This is a genomic window from Desulfuromusa ferrireducens (genome assembly GCF_055389805.1).
In genome coordinates this window covers 3,920,552-3,938,190 of record NZ_AP042415.1, presented here as the reverse complement: position 1 = coordinate 3,938,190, position 17,639 = coordinate 3,920,552, and the positions used below count along the sequence as shown (strand labels likewise).

The window sequence follows — 17,639 nt, the reverse complement described above, 5'->3', positions numbered from 1 at the left end:
GGCGCTTGCGTTGACAGAATGTTTGCCGCTGGGGTATAACCGAGCGGCTTTGATCGTGGAGTAACAATGCGCCTGATATTATCCATCCTACTACTTATTCTTGTTGCCACTCCTTTGTTGGCTGCGGTTGATATTGCACCGCGCGGAAAGAATCCTGTTCGTCTGGAGGATGTCTATCAGCAGGGGGGGGTGCCTTATGTTGCCATCGAAGATGCCCTGGATGCCGTCGGCCTGACCGGTCACTGGAACTCGATCAAGCATACCTTCCGCATCCGGACACAACGCGGCTGGGCGGAAATCTCTCCGGCGAGCGCTTCTCTTAAATTCGATGGCAATTATTTTCCCTTACAGGAAAAACCCCGTTTCATCGACGGCCGCTTGCGTGTGACCGAGAACTTTATTCTTAACCAGCTTTCGTTTTTAATAGGAAAGCCGATCTACTTTCGCAATCTTGATCCTGATGTTGATGTCGCGGTCAGCGAGGAAACCAGTAGTCTCGAACAGCTGTTTGCTTTTTTGCTGAATAAAAAAATCGAGCGGAGTGGGCCGGTGATCCGTGCCATCGCCATCGATCCGGGTCATGGCGGTCTCGACACCGGGGTGATCGCCGCTTCCGGGGTTAAAGAGAAAGAGATCAATTTCAAGGTTGCCGAGAAACTGACCAAGCAACTGAAAATGAAGCTTGGCGTTCCGATCTATTTAAGCCGTGATGGTGACTACGAATTGTCCCTTGAGCAGCGCTTGCAACCGGCGCTGAAAGATGATGTCGACCTTTGGTTGCTGCTTCACGCCCAGTCCTCACTGTCCGCTGAGCCGCATGGTGTTAATCTGTTTGTCCGTCCAGATGCCGTTGTTCAGACCGGGGATGACGCACAGTTGGTCGAGCCGAGTGTCAATGTCAGCCGGATGTTGGCCGATGATCTTGCTCTGGCGTTGCGTACTGCTGGAATTGAGGTGAACGGAATCTATCCCTCGTCATTATTGTCGTTGGGGCGCGGCAGTCTGCCGACGGTACAGGTTGAACTCGGTTATTTGAGTCATCCGGATGAATTGCACAATCTGCAGGATGGAGCTTATCAGGAACGACTGGCACAGGCGCTTTATCAAGGGATACGCAGTTACGCCAAGTCGAAGAAGGAGACAATGGAATGAGTTTGACCGAAGGACAACGTATTAACGATCGCCAGGCAGATCAACTGCGGCCGATCAGTTTTCAACGCCAGTTTACCCGCTATGCCGAAGGTTCGGTGCTGGTCTGTTGTGGCGAGACCAAGGTGCTTTGCAACGCCTCGGTCGAACAACGGGTACCGCCATTTATGCGCGGTGAAGGCCGCGGTTGGGTAACCGCCGAATACAGCATGCTGCCACGCGCCACCCACACCCGCTCGATGCGCGAAGCAGCCAAGGGCAAGATCTCTGGTCGAACTCAGGAAATCCAGCGTTTGATCGGACGTTCTTTGCGTGCGGTCACTGATCTTAAGGCGCTGGGCGAAATTACCGTGCAGATCGACTGTGATGTCTTGCAGGCCGATGGTGGGACCCGCACCGCATCGATTACCGGTGCCTACGTTGCCTTGTATGACGCGCTGTCCGGGTTGGTCGAAAAAGGGATTCTGTCTTCGATGCCGTTAAAAGACAGTGTTGCTGCGATCAGCGTCGGTATTGTCGATGGTAAACCGCTGCTCGATTTGAATTATGAAGAAGATTCCAACGCCGATGTCGATATGAATTTTGTCATCACCGGTTCCGGGAAGTTTGTCGAGGTCCAGGGGACCGCAGAAGAGGAACCCTTTTCTATGGATGAACTTGATGCGTTGCGCGACCTGGCACTAAAGGGCTGTGCTCAGTTGACCGAACTGCAGCAGCAGGCTCTGGAGATTTAAGTATGCAGTTACTGGTCGCAACCGGCAATCCGGGTAAACTCAAAGAGATTCGTCGCCTGCTGGAAGATACCGCTGTTGAAGTTGTCGGTCTCGATCAGCTGGAAAATCCTCCCGAGGTTGTCGAGGATGGCGAAACCTTCGACGCCAACGCGCGAAAAAAAGCGCAGCAGTTGGCGGCATTCAGTGGTTATCTGACCTTGGCCGATGACAGTGGTCTGGTGGTGGATGCCTTAAATGGAGCTCCCGGAGTTCATTCGGCCCGTTATGCCGGAGTGCAGGGCGATGATGCCGGCAACAACGCCAAATTGCTTGTGGAGTTAGATGCTATCGCCGATGAACAGCGGCAGGCCGCATTCCACTGCGTGATGGCGCTGTCCTGGCCCGACGGCAGCTGTCAAACTTACGCGGGGCAGGTTTCCGGTCTGATTATGCGCGCGCAACGTGGTGACGGCGGTTTTGGCTATGATCCGCTGTTTATCGTTCCCGAATATGGCAAAACCATGGCCGAGTTGCCGCTCGATATTAAAAATCGGATCAGCCATCGCGGTACGGCGTTACGTAAAGTGTTACCGGTGTTGCAGCAGCTAGCGCAGAACAGCTGAGGTTGTGTCCTTGACAGCGTTTAGCGGGGATGCTACAAAGCGCATCGCGATTTGAATTATTACAACTCAAAATATTGGAGAAATTTGTCATGGAAAAAACATTCGCTATTATCAAGCCCGACGCCTTTGCTGCCGGTTATGCCGGTAAAATTCTTGCTCGTATCTACGCAGAAGGTTTCAAAGTTATTGGTCTGAAAAAACTCTATCTGAGCAAAGTTGAAGCCGAGGGTTTCTACGCTGTTCACAGCGAACGTCCCTTTTTCGGCGAGCTCACCGACTTTATGAGCAGTGGTCCTTGTGTCGTTCTGGCTCTCGAAGCCGAAGGTGCAATCCTTAAATGGCGTGATCTGATGGGGGCAACCAACCCGGCTGATGCTGCCGAAGGCACTATGCGCAAGGAATTCGGTGCTTCCATCGGCGAGAATGCAACCCACGGTTCCGATGCGCCAGAGACGGCTGCATTTGAGCTCGGTTACTTCTTTAACGGGCTGGAACTGCTGTAACTAGCGACATAAACAGCTTGTCAGTAAGAAAGCCCTTCGGTTACAATCCGGAGGGCTTTTTTCGTAATGTTTTCAAGAACAAAGAGGCACCATTGGAACAGAATAAAGTCGATCTTAAGAGTTTGACCCTGGAACAGCTTGAGCAGTTTCTGGTTGATCTGGGGAAGCAAAAATATCGCGCCAAGCAGATTTTGCATTGGATCTACCAGCGTCAGGTCACCGACTTTGCCTTGATGACCGATATGGCCAAAGTATTTCGCGCTGAACTGGCGGAGCGGGCGTTCATCTCTGTCTGGCAGCCTGAGGCTGTTGAAGAGAGCCGCGATGGAACCAAGAAATATCTGTTACGACTAGACGATGGTGAATCGGTCGAAGCGGTACGCATTCCGATGGATGAAGGACGTGCAACACTCTGTATCTCAACCCAGGTCGGTTGTGCCATGCAGTGCCAGTTTTGCCTGACCGGAACCTTTGGCTTAACGCGCAATTTGACGGTCGCGGAAATTGTTAATCAGGTTTGCGCCGCACAGGCCGATGCGCCGATATCGAATATCGTTCTGATGGGGATGGGCGAACCGCTGCATAATCTTGATAACGTGGTGAACGCTTTGCAGATTATCTATCAGGATGATGGGCTTGGTTTCGGTTCCCGTCGCGTGACCTTATCGACCTCGGGGCTGGTTCCGCAGATCGCAGAATTGGCGGAGCGGATCAAGGTTCAATTGGCAGTTTCCTTAAATGCCAGTACCGACGAAGTCCGTGACCAATTGATGCCGATTAATAAAAAATATCCGCTGGCCGAGTTACTCAAGGCCTGTCGCGAATACACCAATAAGACCAGGCAGAAAATAACCTTTGAATATATTTTGATCCGCGATGTGAACGATTCAATTCCCGACGCCAAGCGGCTGGTCAAGCTGCTGCATGGATTGAGTTGTAAAATCAACCTGATCGCCTTTAACGAGCACGAGGGCAGCGAGTTCCAATGCCCTGACGAGTCGACAATTAACGCCTTTCAGGAATACCTGATGGATCGGCAGATCATCACCATGCGGCGTGCCAGTAAGGGGCAGGATATCTCGGCCGCCTGTGGTCAGTTAAAAGGCAAACTGGATAAAGAAGCGAATCTTTAAATAGTTTTGAACCGCTAAGGAGAGAACGATGAATCAACCGACTATCGGGGTTATTGGTGGCAGTGGTCTCTATGAAATTGAAGGCTTGACGGATATCCAGGAAGTAACCCTGGAGACGCCTTTTGGCGTACCATCGGATGCTTTTATTACCGGCACTCTAGGCGGCGCAAAAATGGTTTTCCTGCCGCGTCATGGTCGCGGTCATCGACTGCTTCCGTCTGAGGTGAATTATCGCGCCAATATCTACGGGATGAAAAAGCTCGGTGTCGAACAGATTATCTCTGTCTCCGCCGTCGGCAGTATGAAAGAAGAGATCGTCCCCGGGCACATCGTGATCCCTGACCAGTTTTTTGATCGCACCCAGGGGAAAAGAGCCTCGACCTTTTTTGGCAACGGGATTGTCGGTCATGTCCAGTTTGCCGATCCGATCTGTGCAGGGCTGGCTGATATCCTCGCCGAATCCGCTACCGCAGCCGGAGCAACGGTACACAAAGGTGGCACCTATATCTGTATCGAAGGTCCGAACTTTTCCACGCGCGGCGAATCGAACATCTTCCGCAGCTGGGGGGTCGATATTATCGGTATGACCAACCTGCCGGAATCCCGCCTGGCGCGCGAAGCGGAAATTTGCTACGGCACGGTTGCCTTGGCGACCGATTACGACTGCTGGCACGAAGAGCATGATGATGTTTCTGTCGAGTCGGTGATTGCTATCATCAAGCAGAACGTCGCGACCGCGCGGGAAATTATCAAAAAGTCTGTCGAGTCGATTGTGACTAAAAGGAACACGCGGGACTGCAATTGTGCAAAGGCACTTGAATTTGCCATCATGACTGATCCAAGTATGATCCCGGCAGAAACCAAGCAAGCTCTTGAGCCGATTATCGGCAAATATATCAACTAAAAAGGATTCAAAATGAGTATTCTGGTCGTTGGCAGTGTTGCCTTTGATTCCATCAAAACCCCCTTTGGCGAGGCCGACGAGGTTCTTGGCGGCTCAGCTTGTTATTTTTCTACCGCCGCAAGCTTTTTTACCGACGTTAACCTGGTGGCAGTGGTGGGGGATGATTTTCCCCAGGAGCATATCGACTTCCTGAAAAGTCGTAATATTGATCTGGCTGGCCTGCAAACCAGTCAAGGGAAGACCTTTCGCTGGAAAGGGCGCTATGAGTATGATTTGAACGAGGCGCACACCCTTGAAACCCATCTCAATGTTTTTGAATCCTTTCAGCCGCAACTGCCGGAAAACTACCGCGATGCCGAGTATGTTTTTCTGGCCAATATTGATCCTGAACTGCAACTTGAAGTTCTGCAACAGGTCAAAGCCCCGAAGTTGGTTGCCTGCGATACGATGAATTTCTGGATTGACGGCAAGAAGCAGGAGTTGATCAAGACCCTCTCTCGGGTCGATATCCTGGTGATTAACGAAGCCGAAGTACGCCAGTTGGCCGATGAGCCGAACCTGATCAAGGCGGCGGCGATTGTGCGTGGTTTCGGCCCGAAAACCCTCGTTGTTAAGCGTGGCGAGTATGGTGTGCTGATGTTTGGTGAGGGTTCGGTCTTCTCTGCTCCGGCTTATCCTCTGGAAGAAGTTTTCGATCCGACTGGCGCCGGGGACACATTTGCCGGTGGTTTTGTCGGTTATCTGGCCGCGACCCGCAACCTGGACGAACACAACCTGCGTAAGGCGATCGTCTTTGGTACTGTCATGGCTTCTTTCACGGTGGAAAAGTTCAGCCTTGAGAGACTCAAGGAAATCGACTTTGCACAGATCGAAAGCAGATATAAGCGGATAAAATTACTGACAGATTTTGCCGATATCGAGTAATTCCAGCTATACTGTCAGATGAGGAGGAGAGCCGATGTTTGTGCAACATAAACAATTAAAGGTATTAAATGTGCCGGCCTCCAAGGTCGCACGCTTAAATACCTCTGGTTGCAATGTGCAGATGGCGTTTCCAGGCTATCCTCCGCAACTGTGCGGATCCTATCTGGTCTCACTAACCAGTGGCAATAAGGTCTTGGTGTTGGTTGCTTTTTATCTTTCTGAGAGCAAGAAGTCGATTTTCTTTGTTCCCAAGTGCGGCGAGGTTTCGGTTGAGGAGGCGGAGGAAACTTTCGACGAAGGTTTTGTTTTTGCTGAATCTATGGGCTTTGTGCTTAATGAGACCGATTTCCACCTGCTTTCAACTGCTGATCAAAAAAAACTCTGGTCGTCAATGGCGATCTGTCAGTTGTCTGAATCCGCTCTTGGTGAGGAAAAATCCAAACCGCAAGCGGAACAACGTGGCTCTGCTCGGCGGGATAGCCTTGATGAATATCGTGAACGTAGTTTGAAAAGCCTGGGTCGTTTTCTTTCTTCAATGTAATCAGTTTTTTGGAGGGTGCAGATGTTTTGCGTACGTGTATTAGTCGTTATTCTGCTTGCCGGTTTGTTCGCTTGTGCGCCGGTTGTTTCGCAAAAGCAGCAGGAAGCTAAACAGCAAGCTGACATGCACTACCAGATGGGTGTGTCCCACTTGCAATCCAATAGTCCGACCATGGCTCTGAAGGAGTTGTTGCAGGCCTCCCAGAATGGGCGCGACGATAGTGAACTCCATGCTGCATTGGCCCAAGCCTATCAATTGAAAAAGGCTTATACCAAAGCAGAAACGCACTATTTGCGAGCGATAGCCCTGTCGGATAACAATCCACGCTATCACAACAATCTGGCATCTCTCTATCTGGTTATGCAGAAGTGGGATAAAGCCATCAACCATTTCGAAATCGCCGGCAGTAATCTGTTGTTTTTCAATTCTCATGTCGCCTTGACCGGCATCGGGTTCGCTTATTTAAAAAAACAGGATTATCCTGCTGCCCTGCAACAGTTTGAAGAGGTTATCGCTGTTACCCCCAGATACGCGCAGGTTTATTACCTGCAGAGTGAAACCTATGAGGCTATGGGGCAGAGTGAGAATGCACGTCGTTCCATGGAGAAAGCGATTGAAGTGGCTCCCGGTTTTGCTCAGGCCATTTATCAGCTTGGGGTAATGTTGCTAAAAGAGCAGCAAATCGCGGCTGCAACGGAAAAATTTGAACGGGTTGTAGATCTCGCTCCCACGTCGGAATGGGGGATGCAATCAGCTGAGATGCTCCGCCGCCTGTCCCGTGACGCTGCAGGTAAAAATTGATATAGTTGGCCGGTTGTTAAAAAGGGATTTAGTCATGATCATTCAGTGCCCGGAGTGTAAAGCACGATATCGAACCAAGGTTTTGCCCGAAAACCATTCTCCACTTTCGGTCAAGTGTCCTAAATGTGCACACCGATTCGTTGTCAGTAGCTGCAACACTGTGCCACCAGATGCTCTTGTGGAAGTGCCGACTATTTTGTTGGTTGACGATGCGCGTTTTTTTCGTGAGTTATTGGTTGATCTGCTCAAGGAGCGCAAGGCCAATCTGCTGACAGCAGACAGTGCCGCCGATGCTTGGCAAAAATTGCACAGTCATGAGGTGCAACTGTTGATTGTTGATATCAACTTGCCGGATAAAAATGGTCTCGATCTGATCCGGGAGATCCGTGAAGATGCTGCCCTGAGCAAAGTTTCAATCCTCTGCATCAGCGGCGTTTATCGCAAGGATGATGACGCTATGAAGGCTATTCGTGCTGGCGCCGACGATTTTATCAGCAAGTCATTTAAGCCGCATGAGTTAAATGAACGAATCGACAAGTTGCTCAACAAATGACCCTTCTGGATAATCTTTCTGCCGCGATTGATATGGCACACGGTTGGTTAGATGGCCGCAAACCGCAACTGGCCATTGTCCTTGGTTCCGGACTCTCGACCATTCTTGAACAGCTTGAAGAGCCGATGAGTCTTCCCTATTCTCAACTTCCAGGGTTTGCTCCCGCGGGTGTTGTCGGTCATGCTGGCTGTTTGCACTTCGGCCAGCTCTTTGGTCGATCGATTTTGATTTTTCAGGGGCGCTATCATTGTTACGAAGGTTATAGCGCCTGGCAGGTGACAGCACCGGTCCGTTTAGCCGCCGCACTCGATTGTGAGAAAATTTTACTGACTAACGCTGCTGGTGGCATCGATGCTGCCATGCAACCGGGTGATTTTATGCTCGTTACCGACCATTTGAATATGGTTGGAGAAAACCCCTTGCGTGGCCGGCCGGAACTGGACTTTATCGATTTGTCCACTCTTTATCGTCAGGATTTCTATTCTCAATTACAGCAACAGCTGCAGGCAAAGAACGTCAATTTACATGCCGGGGTGCTGGCTTGGATGATGGGCCCCTGCTATGAGACCCCGGCGGAAATCAGATTACTCCAGCTTGTTGGCGCCACTGCTGTCTCTATGTCGACAATTCCTGAAGCCATCGTGGCGCATCGATTTGGTCTGGAGGTGGTTGCGGTTTCCTACATATCTAACCTTGCCGCCGGCAAATCGGCTGGCATTCTCGATCATCAGGATGTCCTCGCCAGTGGCGAGCGGGCCGCATCCTTCTTTTCCAGTCTGCTGGAAGCTCTCTTTATGCAGTGGCTTGATTGATAGTTAAGTGAAATCAGTTGGTTATGGGGTAGTTCACTGGCTTGACAGAGCCCTGTCAGCTGTTAAGATTTAGAATAATTATTCGTATTGATGGGATATCTATGGAACGTGTACTTATTGTTGATGATGAAGAGAATGCTCGCATCGGCCTGAAGAAATTACTTGCCCGTGATGGTTTTCAGGTTGCTGCTGTCGCAAACGGTTTCGAGGCTTTGGAGCATCTTGATCGTCACTCGGTCGACTTGGTTATCACCGATATCAACATGCCGGAAATGAATGGTCTGGTATTTCTTCGTGAGCTGAATCGCAGCTATCCCTCGATTAATGTCATCATGGTAACGGCTTATGGCGGTGTAGAGTCTTATTTGGAAGCGATGAATCTGGGAGCTTTTGAGTATCTGAATAAACCGGTTAAACTAGAAGAATTAAAAGCTGTCATGGAGCGAATTTTCAATCGTAACATGAAGAAGGTTAATTGAACTGGGAGTTTCACACCGCACAAACTGGAGGTTGGTATGAATACTTTTTCGACCATTCTGGTGGCAGTAGATTTTTCCGATAGTTCTGACAATGCCTTTCAGTTGGCTCTTTCAATGGCGCAAAAATATTCTGCGCACCTGATTATACTCCACGTTATAAATGAGCCCATCGACCTCCGTGGATTCTACGTTCCGCACATCTCCTTCGAAAAGCTTGAAGAAGAAATCGAAGAAGGTGCACAAAAGATGATGGAGAGTTTTTGTCGCCGGCATGTAGGTGATTTTACCGATTTTGAAACATTGATTGTTCCTGGTATGCCTTATGACCAGATACTTGTTCAGGCTGAAGGCAAGGGCGCTGATTTGATTGTCCTCGGTACACATGGCCGGGCTGGACTTGATCATGTCTTGTTCGGGAGTACGGCGGAAAAGGTCGTCAGAAAATCAAAATTGCCGGTACTGACAGCCCGCCTTGATGATGCCGATTGAAGTTCGTTGTTAAATTTCCAGTAGCAAACTAAAAAACAGCCGATCAGGCTGTTTTTTAGTTTGCACCACCCTTGTCAAAGCAAGCAAGCGAGGGTATTCTGCCCTATCGTGGTAGTTTTAGCCCTCACTTGGAATAAAGACCATGCCTACGAATAATAGCCGTTTTGCCGGAGAGAAAATTCTGCTAGCCGATGATGAGGACATTATCCTCGAATTGACTGCACTTCTTCTGAAAAAGCGGGGTTTTGAAGTGTTTCTGGCACGTAATGGCGAAGAGTGTGTCCGGTCCGTGGCTGAGCACAGGCCGGCACTGGTTCTGCTCGATTTTATGATGCCGGTTATGAACGGGCTTGATGCTCTCAAACAAATCAAAATCAATTATCCGGATACCTATGTCATCATGTTCACCGGCAAAGGCAGTGAAGAACTTGCCGTTGATCTGATGAAAGCCGGTGCCAGTGACTATCTGCAAAAGCCATTTTCCAATAAAAACCTTCAAGATCGGATCGACTCGATCCTTTCTATTCGTAGGGTTGAACTTGAGAACCACGAGCTCTTAAAAGAACGAGAATTTTTGCAGCGTGAGATTGAAGAATGGAATAGAGAACTGGAGCAACGGGTGGTCAATAAGAGTCGTGAACTTGAATTGGCCCACAGAGAAATCATTCAATCGGAAAAGCTCGCAACACTCGGACATATATCCGCCGGCATGGCGCACGAAATCCGTAATCCCCTTAATTCCATTAATCTCTTTGCGCAGTTGTTGCAGTCCGCGCCAGAGTTGGATGTGGAAAATCGAGAATATGTGGAAAAGATAACCCAGGAGGTCGAGAGGATTGATAATATCCTGCTACAAATGCTGGCGGCCAGTAAGGGGGAAGGGAAAAATCGGGATCGTGTCGATTTGGCAAAAATAATTAACCGGGTTCTCAAAACCACCAAGGTGCTAATTGATGCGCAGCAGGTTGAGGTGGTTTGTCAATTGGATGAGAATGTCCCGACAATTAAAGCTGATCCGCTAGAAATTGAACAGATTTTTACCAATTTGATCGGCAACGCCCTGTTTGAAATGCCAGAAGGTGGACGGCTAAGTATCAGTTTGAAAAATAATGCCGAAAACCTTCAGATTCGTGTGTCCGATACCGGACACGGGATTCCGCCTGAGAATTTACCGCGGCTCTTCGATCCATTTTTTACCACCAAGGAAAAAGGCACCGGGTTTGGGTTGTCCGTTGTTTTACGCATCGTCAAAGGTTGCGGCGGTAGAATTAGTGCCGAAAGTCGCCCTGGAGAGGGAGCTAGATTCCTGGTTGAGATCCCCTTGCTGCCTGCTTCAGTCCACTGATGATTCTGCGCCTGCGTGAAATTCCATTGCAGCTCGGTGACGACGAGTCACTTCTGCCCGCTGCGATTGCCTCCATCTTAGGGATTCCTGTTGCTGCTGTCGGGACTTGGAAAATCGTTCGCAAGGGGATTGATGCCCGCCGTAAGCCGAAGGTGTTGCGGGTTTATACGGTCGATTTTGAGGTTGCCGAGGCAGCGGAGGTTTTAAATGAAAATCGCGCTAATACCTGCCTTATTGTTGCGCCTGAGCCCGTAGTCGAACCGCTGATCCGTTTAGCGCAATCACCACAAGTGTTGGTCGTCGGGATGGGGCCCGCAGGTCTGTTTTCTGCGTTGCAGTTAGCACAAACCGGTGCCCAGGTGACGCTGGTTGAGCGCGGTAAACCGGTTGCTGAACGGCTGCTGGATGTCCAGAATTTCTGGCATCAAAAGATCTTTAATGCGAACAGCAATATCCAGTTCGGTGAAGGGGGGGCTGGAACCTTTTCGGACGGCAAGCTGACCAGCCGTTTGAATCACCCGCTGATGCGTCAGGTTCTGGAAACGTTGGTCCGTTTTGGCGCCCCGGAGGAAATCCTCTGGCAGGCCAAGCCGCATGTCGGTTCGGATCGCTTGCGCGCTGTGTTGATAAATTTTCGTAAACATTTGCAGCAACTTGGAGTCGACATCCGCTTTTCGACTTGTCTGACCGATATTCGTTTTAAGGCGGGGCAGGTTTGTGCTGCGGAATTAAATGGCTCAGAGGAACTGCCAACCGAGCATCTCGTGCTGGCGTTAGGGCACAGCGCTCGTGATACCTATCAGATGCTGTTCGACTCTGGGGTAAAGTTGGAGTCAAAAGCCTTTGCTATTGGTTTACGGGTTGAGCATCCCCTGGAACTGATAAACAGTATTCAGTACGGTATGAACAGCCACCCGCAACTCCCTGCTGCAGAATACAGCCTTGCCTGGAATAACCGTCAGAGCAAGCGTGGCGTTTACTCCTTCTGTATGTGTCCGGGCGGAATGGTCGTCAATGCTGCCTCTGAAGAAGGCGGGATCGTTGTCAATGGCATGAGTGACTTTCAGCGCAACGCCGAATTGTCCAACAGTGCTCTGGTGGTGGCGGTACGGCCAAGCGATTTTTCATCTGCTGATCCTTTGGCGGGGGTCCGTTTCCAGCAGCACTGGGAGCGACAGGCCTTTGCCGCGGGAGGAAAATCCTGGAGTGCACCGGCGCAACCGCTAATGGAATTTTTAAGCGGACAGGGGGGGCGATTGCACTCATCCTGTCAGCCGCAAGTCGTCCATGCTGATCTTAGTACCTGTCTACCGACTTTTGTCGTCGATGAGCTGCGCCAGGCTTTACCGCAGTTCAACCGGCGGATGCGCGGTTTTATCAGCGACGAAGCAACCTTGATCGGAGTGGAAACAAGAACCTCCGCTCCGTTGAGGATCTTGCGCACGGTCGATTGTCAATCGGTCAGCCATCCCCGGCTCTATCCAGCGGGTGAGGGTGCAGGTTATGCTGGAGGAATTATGAGTGCTGCCGTTGATGGACTGAAGGTCGCGAATAGTATTTTGCAGCAATATTCAACTTGAAAAGAGGTTAAATTGAAACAGATATATGTAGAGCAGATCCGTGAACGGGATAAAGTCGAAGAGATCTTTCTGGTGCGCGACAAGATCATCGCAATGGCGAAGAACGGCAAGCCATACATGACCCTGAAATTGATGGATCGCACCGGTGAACTGGAGGCTCGTATCTGGGATCGGATCGATCAGCTGTCCAGCTATTTTGAAAAGAACGATTTTATTCAGGTGCAGGCAAAAGCGAGTGTCTATCTGGGAAAGATGCAGTTGATCGTTCAGGACTTGCGGAAAATGGAAGAAGCGCACGTGGACCTTGCTGATTTTCTGCCGGTTTCTAGCCGAGACCAGCAAGAGATGCGCGGCGAGTTGGATGAATTGTTGTCATCCCTTACTGATCCGCACATCAAGGCGCTGCTGCGTTCTTTTTTTGATGATCAACAATTTTATGCTCGCTACAGCATGGCACCTGCAGCCAAGGGCATGCATCATGTCTATCTTGGCGGATTGCTTGAACATTCGCTGGCCGTTGCGGCCCTGGCTTCGGATATGGCCAAACGCTATGCGCAAATTAACCGTGATCTGCTGCTGGCCGGTGCGCTGTTGCATGATGTCGGTAAGGTTGAAGAACTTTCCTACCAGCGTTCTTTCGATTATACCGACCAAGGCAAACTTCTTGGCCATATTATCATCGGCGTGCAGATGATTGAGGATCGGGTGCGTGAAATTGATGGTTTTCCGCAGCAGTTGTCAGTGCTGTTGAAGCACCTGCTGCTTTCTCATCATGGCCAATATGAATATGGTTCCCCGAAGCGTCCCAAGTTTATCGAGGCGGTGGTCCTGAGCTTTGTCGATGACATCGACTCGAAAATCAACGGGATTCAGACCCATATTGATAAAGAACCCAACCGCGAAGGGAACTGGACCAATTATCATCGGCTCTACGACCGCTACTTTTTTAAGGGTTCGCAAACAAACGATGCTAGTCAATTAGAGCCCCCAGCGCCGCAAATGCCGCAACCGATCCAGCAAGAAAGATCAACGGCAGCTTTTGCAGATAAAACCGGCAAGTCGGATAAAAAACGTTACGATAAGCCACTCGGTGCAACGTTGGGAGAACAGTTAAAAGAGAAGAATCTCGACCTGTTTGCCACATTTTCAGACAAAGGGACAAAGTCATGATTTTGGAAAGTCTGCCGACCGGGCCATTACAGGTTAACTGTTATATTATTGGTTGTGAAACAACCCGTCATGCAGCGGTCGTCGATCCGGGTGGCGATGCCGAGCAAATTCTCGCCTTACTGCAACAGCTGAATTTGAAACCGCAGATGATTATCAATACCCACGGACACTTTGATCATATCGGTGGCAACAGTCAGTTGCTCGATGCGACTGGTGTTGATTTGTTGTTGCATAAAGATGATAGCGAATTGCTCGCCAAGGCAGTCGAGCACGCCGCTGCCTATGGTTTGTCAGCCGTATCTTCTCCTGCTCCGCAGCGCTTGTTAAACGGTGGTGAAGAGTTAACGGTGGGGGAGTTGACCCTCAAGGTGTTACATACTCCCGGACATTCAGCTGGTGGTATCTGTCTTTATGTTGAGGACCAGGTGATCGTCGGCGACACGCTTTTTGCGGGATCTATCGGTCGTACGGATCTGCCGGGCGGTGATCATCAGCAATTGATTAACAGTATTCGTGAAAAGTTGTTGCCGTTGCCAGAGGAAACCGTTGCGCACCCAGGACATGGTCCGGAGACAACCATCGGGTGGGAAAAAATTCACAATCCGTTTTTGAATTAAAGGGGATCGTCATGCTGCAGGGGAAAAATATCGTACTCGGTGTTAGTGGTGGTATCGCTGTCTATAAGGCGGTCGAACTGTTACGCTTGTTGACCAAGGCCGGTGCTGAAGTGCACGTCGTGATGACAAAAAATGCCCAGGAATTTGTTACTCCGCTGACCTTTCAGACGCTTTCCGGTAACCCTGTTCATACCGATCTGTTCAATCTTTTTCAGGAGCAAGAGATCGGCCATATTTCACTAGCTGATCGTGCCGACCTGTTTATCCTCGCCCCAGCGACGGCCAATCTGGTGGGCAAAATTGCTCAAGGCCTGGCGGACGATCTGTTGACCACCAGTGTTATGGCAACCAAGGCACCCGTGTTGGTGGTCCCGGCAATGAACACCAATATGTATGAGAACCCTTTTTACCAGCGCAACGAGCGGTTGCTGATCGAGCAGGGCTACCATCTTGTCGAACCCGCAACTGGCGAACTCGCTTGTGGCTGGCAGGGCAAAGGAAAACTTCCCGATCCTGAAACCATTCTCGCTTTAGCGACATCCATTATGGTTCCCAAGGATCTGCTCGGTTGTCATCTGTTGGTGACCGCTGGACCGACCCGCGAAGAAGTTGATCCGGTGCGTTATTTGACCAATTATTCTTCCGGTAAGATGGGTTTTGCCGTTGCTGCCGTTGCCAGTCAACGTGGTGCTACTGTGACTCTGATTTCGGGCCCGTCCAATTTGACGGTTCCGGTTGGCGTCAAGTGTATCCCGGTGATTTCCGCAGAGCAGATGCGCACCGCCGTGTTGGACCATTTTGATGGAGCCGATGTTGTTATCAAGGCCGCTGCTGTGGCCGATTATCGACCGGCTGTTCGGGCTGGCAATAAAATCAAGAAAAGTGAAGATCAACTGACCCTGAAATTGGAAAAGAATCCTGACATCCTCGCTGAATTAGGCGCGATGAAAGAGGGGCGGGTGTTGATCGGATTTGCGGCGGAAACTGAACGTTTGCTGGTTCATGCTGCAGAAAAACTGAAAAAGAAAAATCTCGATATGATTGTTGCCAATGACGTGACAGCAGAAGGTGCAGGATTTGATGTCGATACTAATATTGTCCGCTTCCTGTTCGGCGACGGCCGGGTGAAAGAGTTCGATTTGATGTCGAAGGAGCAGGTTGCGACCCAGCTGCTCAATCATGTTCAGCTTCTCTGGCAGGCTAAACAACCGTAAATAAAGGCAGGATTTCATCCGGATCGGTGATCCCGAGTTTGAAGCGGTTACGCAATTCTTTGAGGATCAGTTCGGTATCTTCGGCTTTGAGCTTTCCGTCCAGCCAGAGCAGTTTCATGTTTTTACGGATCAGCTTGGCTGCTGTCAAAGCCCGGTCTCCGGTCGGATCGGCATTCCAGTAGGGGCTGTTCTCATCGCCGAGAATACCGTTGATTGCATCGACGCCAAGCAGGAGATATTCGCTGTGCTCGGTGTCGTCGAGCGTCCATTTTGAGCGGTTGGCGACCGTTTGCATCATCTTATGCCAACGTTGCAATCGACTGACCAGTAGCATCGAGTTGAACAGCTGTTTGTTGGTGCGAAAAGAAAAGACCGTTTTAGAGATAATCCGGCTGAGCATCTGATCCAAGTCGCGATTATCGCGTTTTTCCAGTTGCTGCGCTATGGGCCAGACATCATCAGACATACCGATGTCGGCGCGAATCTCCCAATAGGCATGGTTGTGCAGGATGGTATTGAAGGTCATTGCTAGCTTTAACGGCACATAGTAATTATGGGCGATCGTGTCCGCGGCGAGATGAGCCAGGTATCCATAGGCACAGGCTTCGGCGGCCGGACCCTCCTGGCGCGCCTGGTGCAGAATTTTACGCCCAACACTCCAGTTGTGGCAGTGTTCAAGATAATGGGTGAATTTTTTCCCCAAGGTCACATCCGCGGCAACGCAGCCATAGAGAAAGGCCAGTGGTTGGGATGCCAGCAACGCCTGCAGGGCCGCTGGGAGTTGATCCGGGGCCGTCAGAATGCAGGAACCGAGACTCAGGTGAACGCCCATACCCCAGGCGAACGCGTCCGCAGGGATGAGAATTAAGAGGGTCAGAATAACAGGAAGGCGCATAGTTGCCCTTGATAGTACGGTCATATGACCGCAGAATAATTGGATAATTGAATCATGCCCGACAAATTATATCACGAAAGCCTTGAACTAATCTCGCAGGGGCGTGCTCTTCTGGAAGATTTACAGGAATGGGGATTTGAGTCGTTGCCACTGGCTACTGAGACCGAGTTGCCGATCTGTCCTCTGCCCAGTGCGAACTCTGCCGATCAGCAAACTGGCTGTCGCCCTGAAACTCTTGAAGAGTTGGAAAACCGTTTACAGGGGTGTGAGCTTTGTCCTCTCTGTGAAAATCGACAGAACATTGTCTTTGGGGTCGGCAATCCCCAGGCAGACTTGGTGCTGGTTGGTGAGGCTCCTGGACGGGAAGAGGATGAAAAAGGCTTTCCTTTTGTTGGCGAGGCGGGTCGCTTACTCGATCGAATCCTTTTTGCCATGCGCTTAAGTCGAGAGGATGTCTATATCTGCAACGTCACCAAGTGTCGACCGCCGAGCAATAGAGACCCTCAACCCGATGAAATAGCTGCTTGTGAGCAGTTTCTCAAGCTGCAACTGGCCGCTATTCGTCCGCGCATTATACTTACCCTTGGGCGCTTCGCAACTCAGGCTTTGTTACAGAGCACAGATCCGATTGGCCGCTTGCGGGGGCATTGGCATGAATATCAGGGCATCCCGCTGCTGCCGACCTTTCATCCGGCCTACCTGTTACGGAACCCTGCGGGGAAAAGAGATGTTTGGGAAGATATGAAACAGGTGATGCATAAGCTCAAATAGTTTTGTCGCCGATTTATGATTTGTTCTCGAGAGCTCTGCTGTTTGCAGGGCTCTTTTTTTTTAGGCAAAAATATCGATGTAACTGCCGGCAGGCGGGGCATCGTATGATTTGAGTTGATATTTTGATAATGCTGGTGCTGTGGCTGAGAAACTATTATCCGTAGGTGGATTTAATTCTGAATTTTCCGGGGCCAATGTGTCGTCCAGGACATGCCGCTCTTGCGAGAAAAGCGTTGCACTTGGACTGTAGAATTCAACAAATTCAGCGTCGATGATAGGCGGAGATGAGGTCTCTGTATTCTTATTGTAGCTGTCTGTGGCTCCAGTAGTCTTGGCGGCTGGCAGCGGGTTGATCGAGGTCGGATGCTTACCACCCTGAACCGATATGTTGGCGGCTGAAATTCGCACAACAAAACCCCTTTA

21 protein-coding genes are annotated in these 17,639 nt (G+C 50.4%); 19 read left to right on the top strand and 2 right to left on the bottom strand.

Going from position 1 to position 17,639, the window contains the following annotated elements; genetic code table 11:
• Nucleotides 1–66: 66 nt before the first annotated feature.
• The 18 genes from ACZ5PT_RS17630 (at nucleotide 67) to coaBC (ending at nucleotide 15,550) form a co-directional block, all read left to right on the top strand.
• Complete coding sequence (locus ACZ5PT_RS17630; protein ID WP_464264329.1) at nucleotides 67–1,152, top strand: N-acetylmuramoyl-L-alanine amidase family protein; 1,086 nt, start codon at nucleotides 67–69, stop codon at nucleotides 1,150–1,152.
• Nucleotides 1,149–1,883 (top strand): ribonuclease PH, encoded by a 735-nt coding sequence (gene rph / locus ACZ5PT_RS17625; protein ID WP_464264328.1) that lies wholly within the window; start codon nucleotides 1,149–1,151, stop codon nucleotides 1,881–1,883. The genes ACZ5PT_RS17630 and rph overlap by 4 nt, the downstream gene beginning before the upstream one ends.
• 2 nt (nucleotides 1,884–1,885) lie before the next feature.
• The gene (locus tag ACZ5PT_RS17620; protein ID WP_464264327.1) at nucleotides 1,886–2,485 is read left to right on the top strand and encodes an XTP/dITP diphosphatase; all 600 of its coding nucleotides are present in this window, start codon (nucleotides 1,886–1,888) and stop codon (nucleotides 2,483–2,485) included.
• A gap of 89 nt (nucleotides 2,486–2,574) precedes the next feature.
• Entirely contained in the window at nucleotides 2,575–2,988 is a 414-nt protein-coding gene (gene ndk, locus ACZ5PT_RS17615) for a nucleoside-diphosphate kinase (RefSeq protein WP_464264326.1), read from the top strand.
• Between the two features lie 92 nt (nucleotides 2,989–3,080).
• Nucleotides 3,081–4,121 (top strand): dual-specificity RNA methyltransferase RlmN, encoded by a 1,041-nt coding sequence (gene rlmN / locus ACZ5PT_RS17610; protein ID WP_464264325.1) that lies wholly within the window; start codon nucleotides 3,081–3,083, stop codon nucleotides 4,119–4,121.
• A 28-nt stretch (nucleotides 4,122–4,149) separates the two neighbouring features.
• A complete protein-coding gene (gene mtnP / locus ACZ5PT_RS17605; RefSeq protein ID WP_464264324.1) occupies nucleotides 4,150–5,025 on the top strand; it encodes an S-methyl-5'-thioadenosine phosphorylase in 876 nt (291 codons plus the stop codon).
• A gap of 12 nt (nucleotides 5,026–5,037) precedes the next feature.
• The gene (locus ACZ5PT_RS17600) at nucleotides 5,038–5,949 is read left to right on the top strand and encodes a PfkB family carbohydrate kinase (RefSeq protein WP_464264323.1); all 912 of its coding nucleotides are present in this window, start codon (nucleotides 5,038–5,040) and stop codon (nucleotides 5,947–5,949) included.
• Between the two features lie 34 nt (nucleotides 5,950–5,983).
• Nucleotides 5,984–6,490 carry a hypothetical protein gene (locus tag ACZ5PT_RS17595; protein WP_464264322.1) on the top strand — a complete coding sequence of 169 codons (507 nt, stop codon included), beginning with the start codon at nucleotides 5,984–5,986 and terminating at the stop codon, nucleotides 6,488–6,490.
• 21 nt (nucleotides 6,491–6,511) lie between these two features.
• The gene (locus tag ACZ5PT_RS17590) at nucleotides 6,512–7,291 is read left to right on the top strand and encodes a tetratricopeptide repeat protein (protein ID WP_464264321.1); all 780 of its coding nucleotides are present in this window, start codon (nucleotides 6,512–6,514) and stop codon (nucleotides 7,289–7,291) included.
• A gap of 34 nt (nucleotides 7,292–7,325) precedes the next feature.
• Nucleotides 7,326–7,844 (top strand): response regulator, encoded by a 519-nt coding sequence (locus ACZ5PT_RS17585; RefSeq protein WP_464264320.1) that lies wholly within the window; start codon nucleotides 7,326–7,328, stop codon nucleotides 7,842–7,844.
• On the top strand, nucleotides 7,841–8,656 hold the full coding sequence (locus tag ACZ5PT_RS17580) for a purine-nucleoside phosphorylase (protein ID WP_464264319.1): 816 nt from the start codon (nucleotides 7,841–7,843) through the stop codon (nucleotides 8,654–8,656). The genes ACZ5PT_RS17585 and ACZ5PT_RS17580 overlap by 4 nt, the downstream gene beginning before the upstream one ends.
• A 101-nt stretch (nucleotides 8,657–8,757) precedes the next feature.
• Nucleotides 8,758–9,135, top strand: coding sequence for a response regulator (locus ACZ5PT_RS17575; RefSeq protein ID WP_464264318.1), 378 nt, complete (start codon nucleotides 8,758–8,760; stop codon nucleotides 9,133–9,135).
• Between the two features lie 36 nt (nucleotides 9,136–9,171).
• Nucleotides 9,172–9,624: a universal stress protein gene (locus ACZ5PT_RS17570; RefSeq protein WP_464264317.1), complete on the top strand. Its 453-nt coding sequence runs from the start codon at nucleotides 9,172–9,174 to the stop codon at nucleotides 9,622–9,624.
• Nucleotides 9,625–9,766: 142 nt separating this feature from the next.
• Nucleotides 9,767–10,969: a sensor histidine kinase gene (locus ACZ5PT_RS17565; protein ID WP_464264316.1), complete on the top strand. Its 1,203-nt coding sequence runs from the start codon at nucleotides 9,767–9,769 to the stop codon at nucleotides 10,967–10,969.
• Nucleotides 10,969–12,549, top strand: a complete 1,581-nt coding sequence (locus ACZ5PT_RS17560; protein ID WP_464264315.1) for an NAD(P)/FAD-dependent oxidoreductase — start codon at nucleotides 10,969–10,971, stop codon at nucleotides 12,547–12,549. The genes ACZ5PT_RS17565 and ACZ5PT_RS17560 overlap by 1 nt, the downstream gene beginning before the upstream one ends.
• A gap of 12 nt (nucleotides 12,550–12,561) precedes the next feature.
• Nucleotides 12,562–13,719, top strand: coding sequence for a 3'-5' exoribonuclease YhaM family protein (locus ACZ5PT_RS17555; RefSeq protein ID WP_464264314.1), 1,158 nt, complete (start codon nucleotides 12,562–12,564; stop codon nucleotides 13,717–13,719).
• Nucleotides 13,716–14,336, top strand: coding sequence for an MBL fold metallo-hydrolase (locus ACZ5PT_RS17550; RefSeq protein ID WP_464264313.1), 621 nt, complete (start codon nucleotides 13,716–13,718; stop codon nucleotides 14,334–14,336). The genes ACZ5PT_RS17555 and ACZ5PT_RS17550 overlap by 4 nt, the downstream gene beginning before the upstream one ends.
• An 11-nt stretch (nucleotides 14,337–14,347) precedes the next feature.
• Nucleotides 14,348–15,550: a bifunctional phosphopantothenoylcysteine decarboxylase/phosphopantothenate--cysteine ligase CoaBC gene (gene coaBC / locus ACZ5PT_RS17545; protein WP_464266758.1), complete on the top strand. Its 1,203-nt coding sequence runs from the start codon at nucleotides 14,348–14,350 to the stop codon at nucleotides 15,548–15,550.
• Here the strand turns inward: coaBC and ACZ5PT_RS17540 are convergent.
• A complete protein-coding gene (locus tag ACZ5PT_RS17540; RefSeq protein WP_464264312.1) occupies nucleotides 15,537–16,445 on the bottom strand; it encodes a zinc dependent phospholipase C family protein in 909 nt (302 codons plus the stop codon). The two genes, coaBC and ACZ5PT_RS17540, sit on opposite strands and share 14 nt — an antisense overlap.
• A 54-nt stretch (nucleotides 16,446–16,499) precedes the next feature.
• Here ACZ5PT_RS17540 and ACZ5PT_RS17535 point away from each other — a divergent pair, with 54 nt between their 5' ends.
• The gene (locus ACZ5PT_RS17535) at nucleotides 16,500–17,216 is read left to right on the top strand and encodes a uracil-DNA glycosylase (protein ID WP_464264311.1); all 717 of its coding nucleotides are present in this window, start codon (nucleotides 16,500–16,502) and stop codon (nucleotides 17,214–17,216) included.
• A 60-nt stretch (nucleotides 17,217–17,276) separates the two neighbouring features.
• On the opposite strand, the gene ACZ5PT_RS17530 is transcribed toward ACZ5PT_RS17535, so the two are convergent.
• Nucleotides 17,277–17,624, bottom strand: a complete 348-nt coding sequence (locus ACZ5PT_RS17530) for a hypothetical protein (protein WP_464264310.1) — start codon at nucleotides 17,622–17,624, stop codon at nucleotides 17,277–17,279.
• Nucleotides 17,625–17,639 lie beyond the last annotated feature (15 nt).

What these genes read in the sequence shown, in the direction of transcription:
- ACZ5PT_RS17570 (WP_464264317.1), top strand. Translation starts at nt 9,172, where the DNA reads ATGAATACTTTTTCGACCATTCTGGTGGCAGTAGATTTTTCCGATAGT.
- rph (WP_464264328.1), top strand. Translation starts at nt 1,149, where the DNA reads ATGAGTTTGACCGAAGGACAACGTATTAACGATCGCCAGGCAGATCAA.
- mtnP (WP_464264324.1), top strand. Translation starts at nt 4,150, where the DNA reads ATGAATCAACCGACTATCGGGGTTATTGGTGGCAGTGGTCTCTATGAA.
- ACZ5PT_RS17565 (WP_464264316.1), top strand. Translation starts at nt 9,767, where the DNA reads ATGCCTACGAATAATAGCCGTTTTGCCGGAGAGAAAATTCTGCTAGCC.
- ACZ5PT_RS17540 (WP_464264312.1), bottom strand. Translation starts at nt 16,445, where the DNA reads ATGCGCCTTCCTGTTATTCTGACCCTCTTAATTCTCATCCCTGCGGAC.
- ACZ5PT_RS17600 (WP_464264323.1), top strand. Translation starts at nt 5,038, where the DNA reads ATGAGTATTCTGGTCGTTGGCAGTGTTGCCTTTGATTCCATCAAAACC.
- ACZ5PT_RS17590 (WP_464264321.1), top strand. Translation starts at nt 6,512, where the DNA reads ATGTTTTGCGTACGTGTATTAGTCGTTATTCTGCTTGCCGGTTTGTTC.
- ndk (WP_464264326.1), top strand. Translation starts at nt 2,575, where the DNA reads ATGGAAAAAACATTCGCTATTATCAAGCCCGACGCCTTTGCTGCCGGT.
- ACZ5PT_RS17535 (WP_464264311.1), top strand. Translation starts at nt 16,500, where the DNA reads ATGCCCGACAAATTATATCACGAAAGCCTTGAACTAATCTCGCAGGGG.
- ACZ5PT_RS17580 (WP_464264319.1), top strand. Translation starts at nt 7,841, where the DNA reads ATGACCCTTCTGGATAATCTTTCTGCCGCGATTGATATGGCACACGGT.
- coaBC (WP_464266758.1), top strand. Translation starts at nt 14,348, where the DNA reads ATGCTGCAGGGGAAAAATATCGTACTCGGTGTTAGTGGTGGTATCGCT.
- ACZ5PT_RS17595 (WP_464264322.1), top strand. Translation starts at nt 5,984, where the DNA reads ATGTTTGTGCAACATAAACAATTAAAGGTATTAAATGTGCCGGCCTCC.
- ACZ5PT_RS17560 (WP_464264315.1), top strand. Translation starts at nt 10,969, where the DNA reads ATGATTCTGCGCCTGCGTGAAATTCCATTGCAGCTCGGTGACGACGAG.
- ACZ5PT_RS17575 (WP_464264318.1), top strand. Translation starts at nt 8,758, where the DNA reads ATGGAACGTGTACTTATTGTTGATGATGAAGAGAATGCTCGCATCGGC.
- ACZ5PT_RS17550 (WP_464264313.1), top strand. Translation starts at nt 13,716, where the DNA reads ATGATTTTGGAAAGTCTGCCGACCGGGCCATTACAGGTTAACTGTTAT.
- ACZ5PT_RS17630 (WP_464264329.1), top strand. Translation starts at nt 67, where the DNA reads ATGCGCCTGATATTATCCATCCTACTACTTATTCTTGTTGCCACTCCT.
- ACZ5PT_RS17585 (WP_464264320.1), top strand. Translation starts at nt 7,326, where the DNA reads ATGATCATTCAGTGCCCGGAGTGTAAAGCACGATATCGAACCAAGGTT.
- ACZ5PT_RS17620 (WP_464264327.1), top strand. Translation starts at nt 1,886, where the DNA reads ATGCAGTTACTGGTCGCAACCGGCAATCCGGGTAAACTCAAAGAGATT.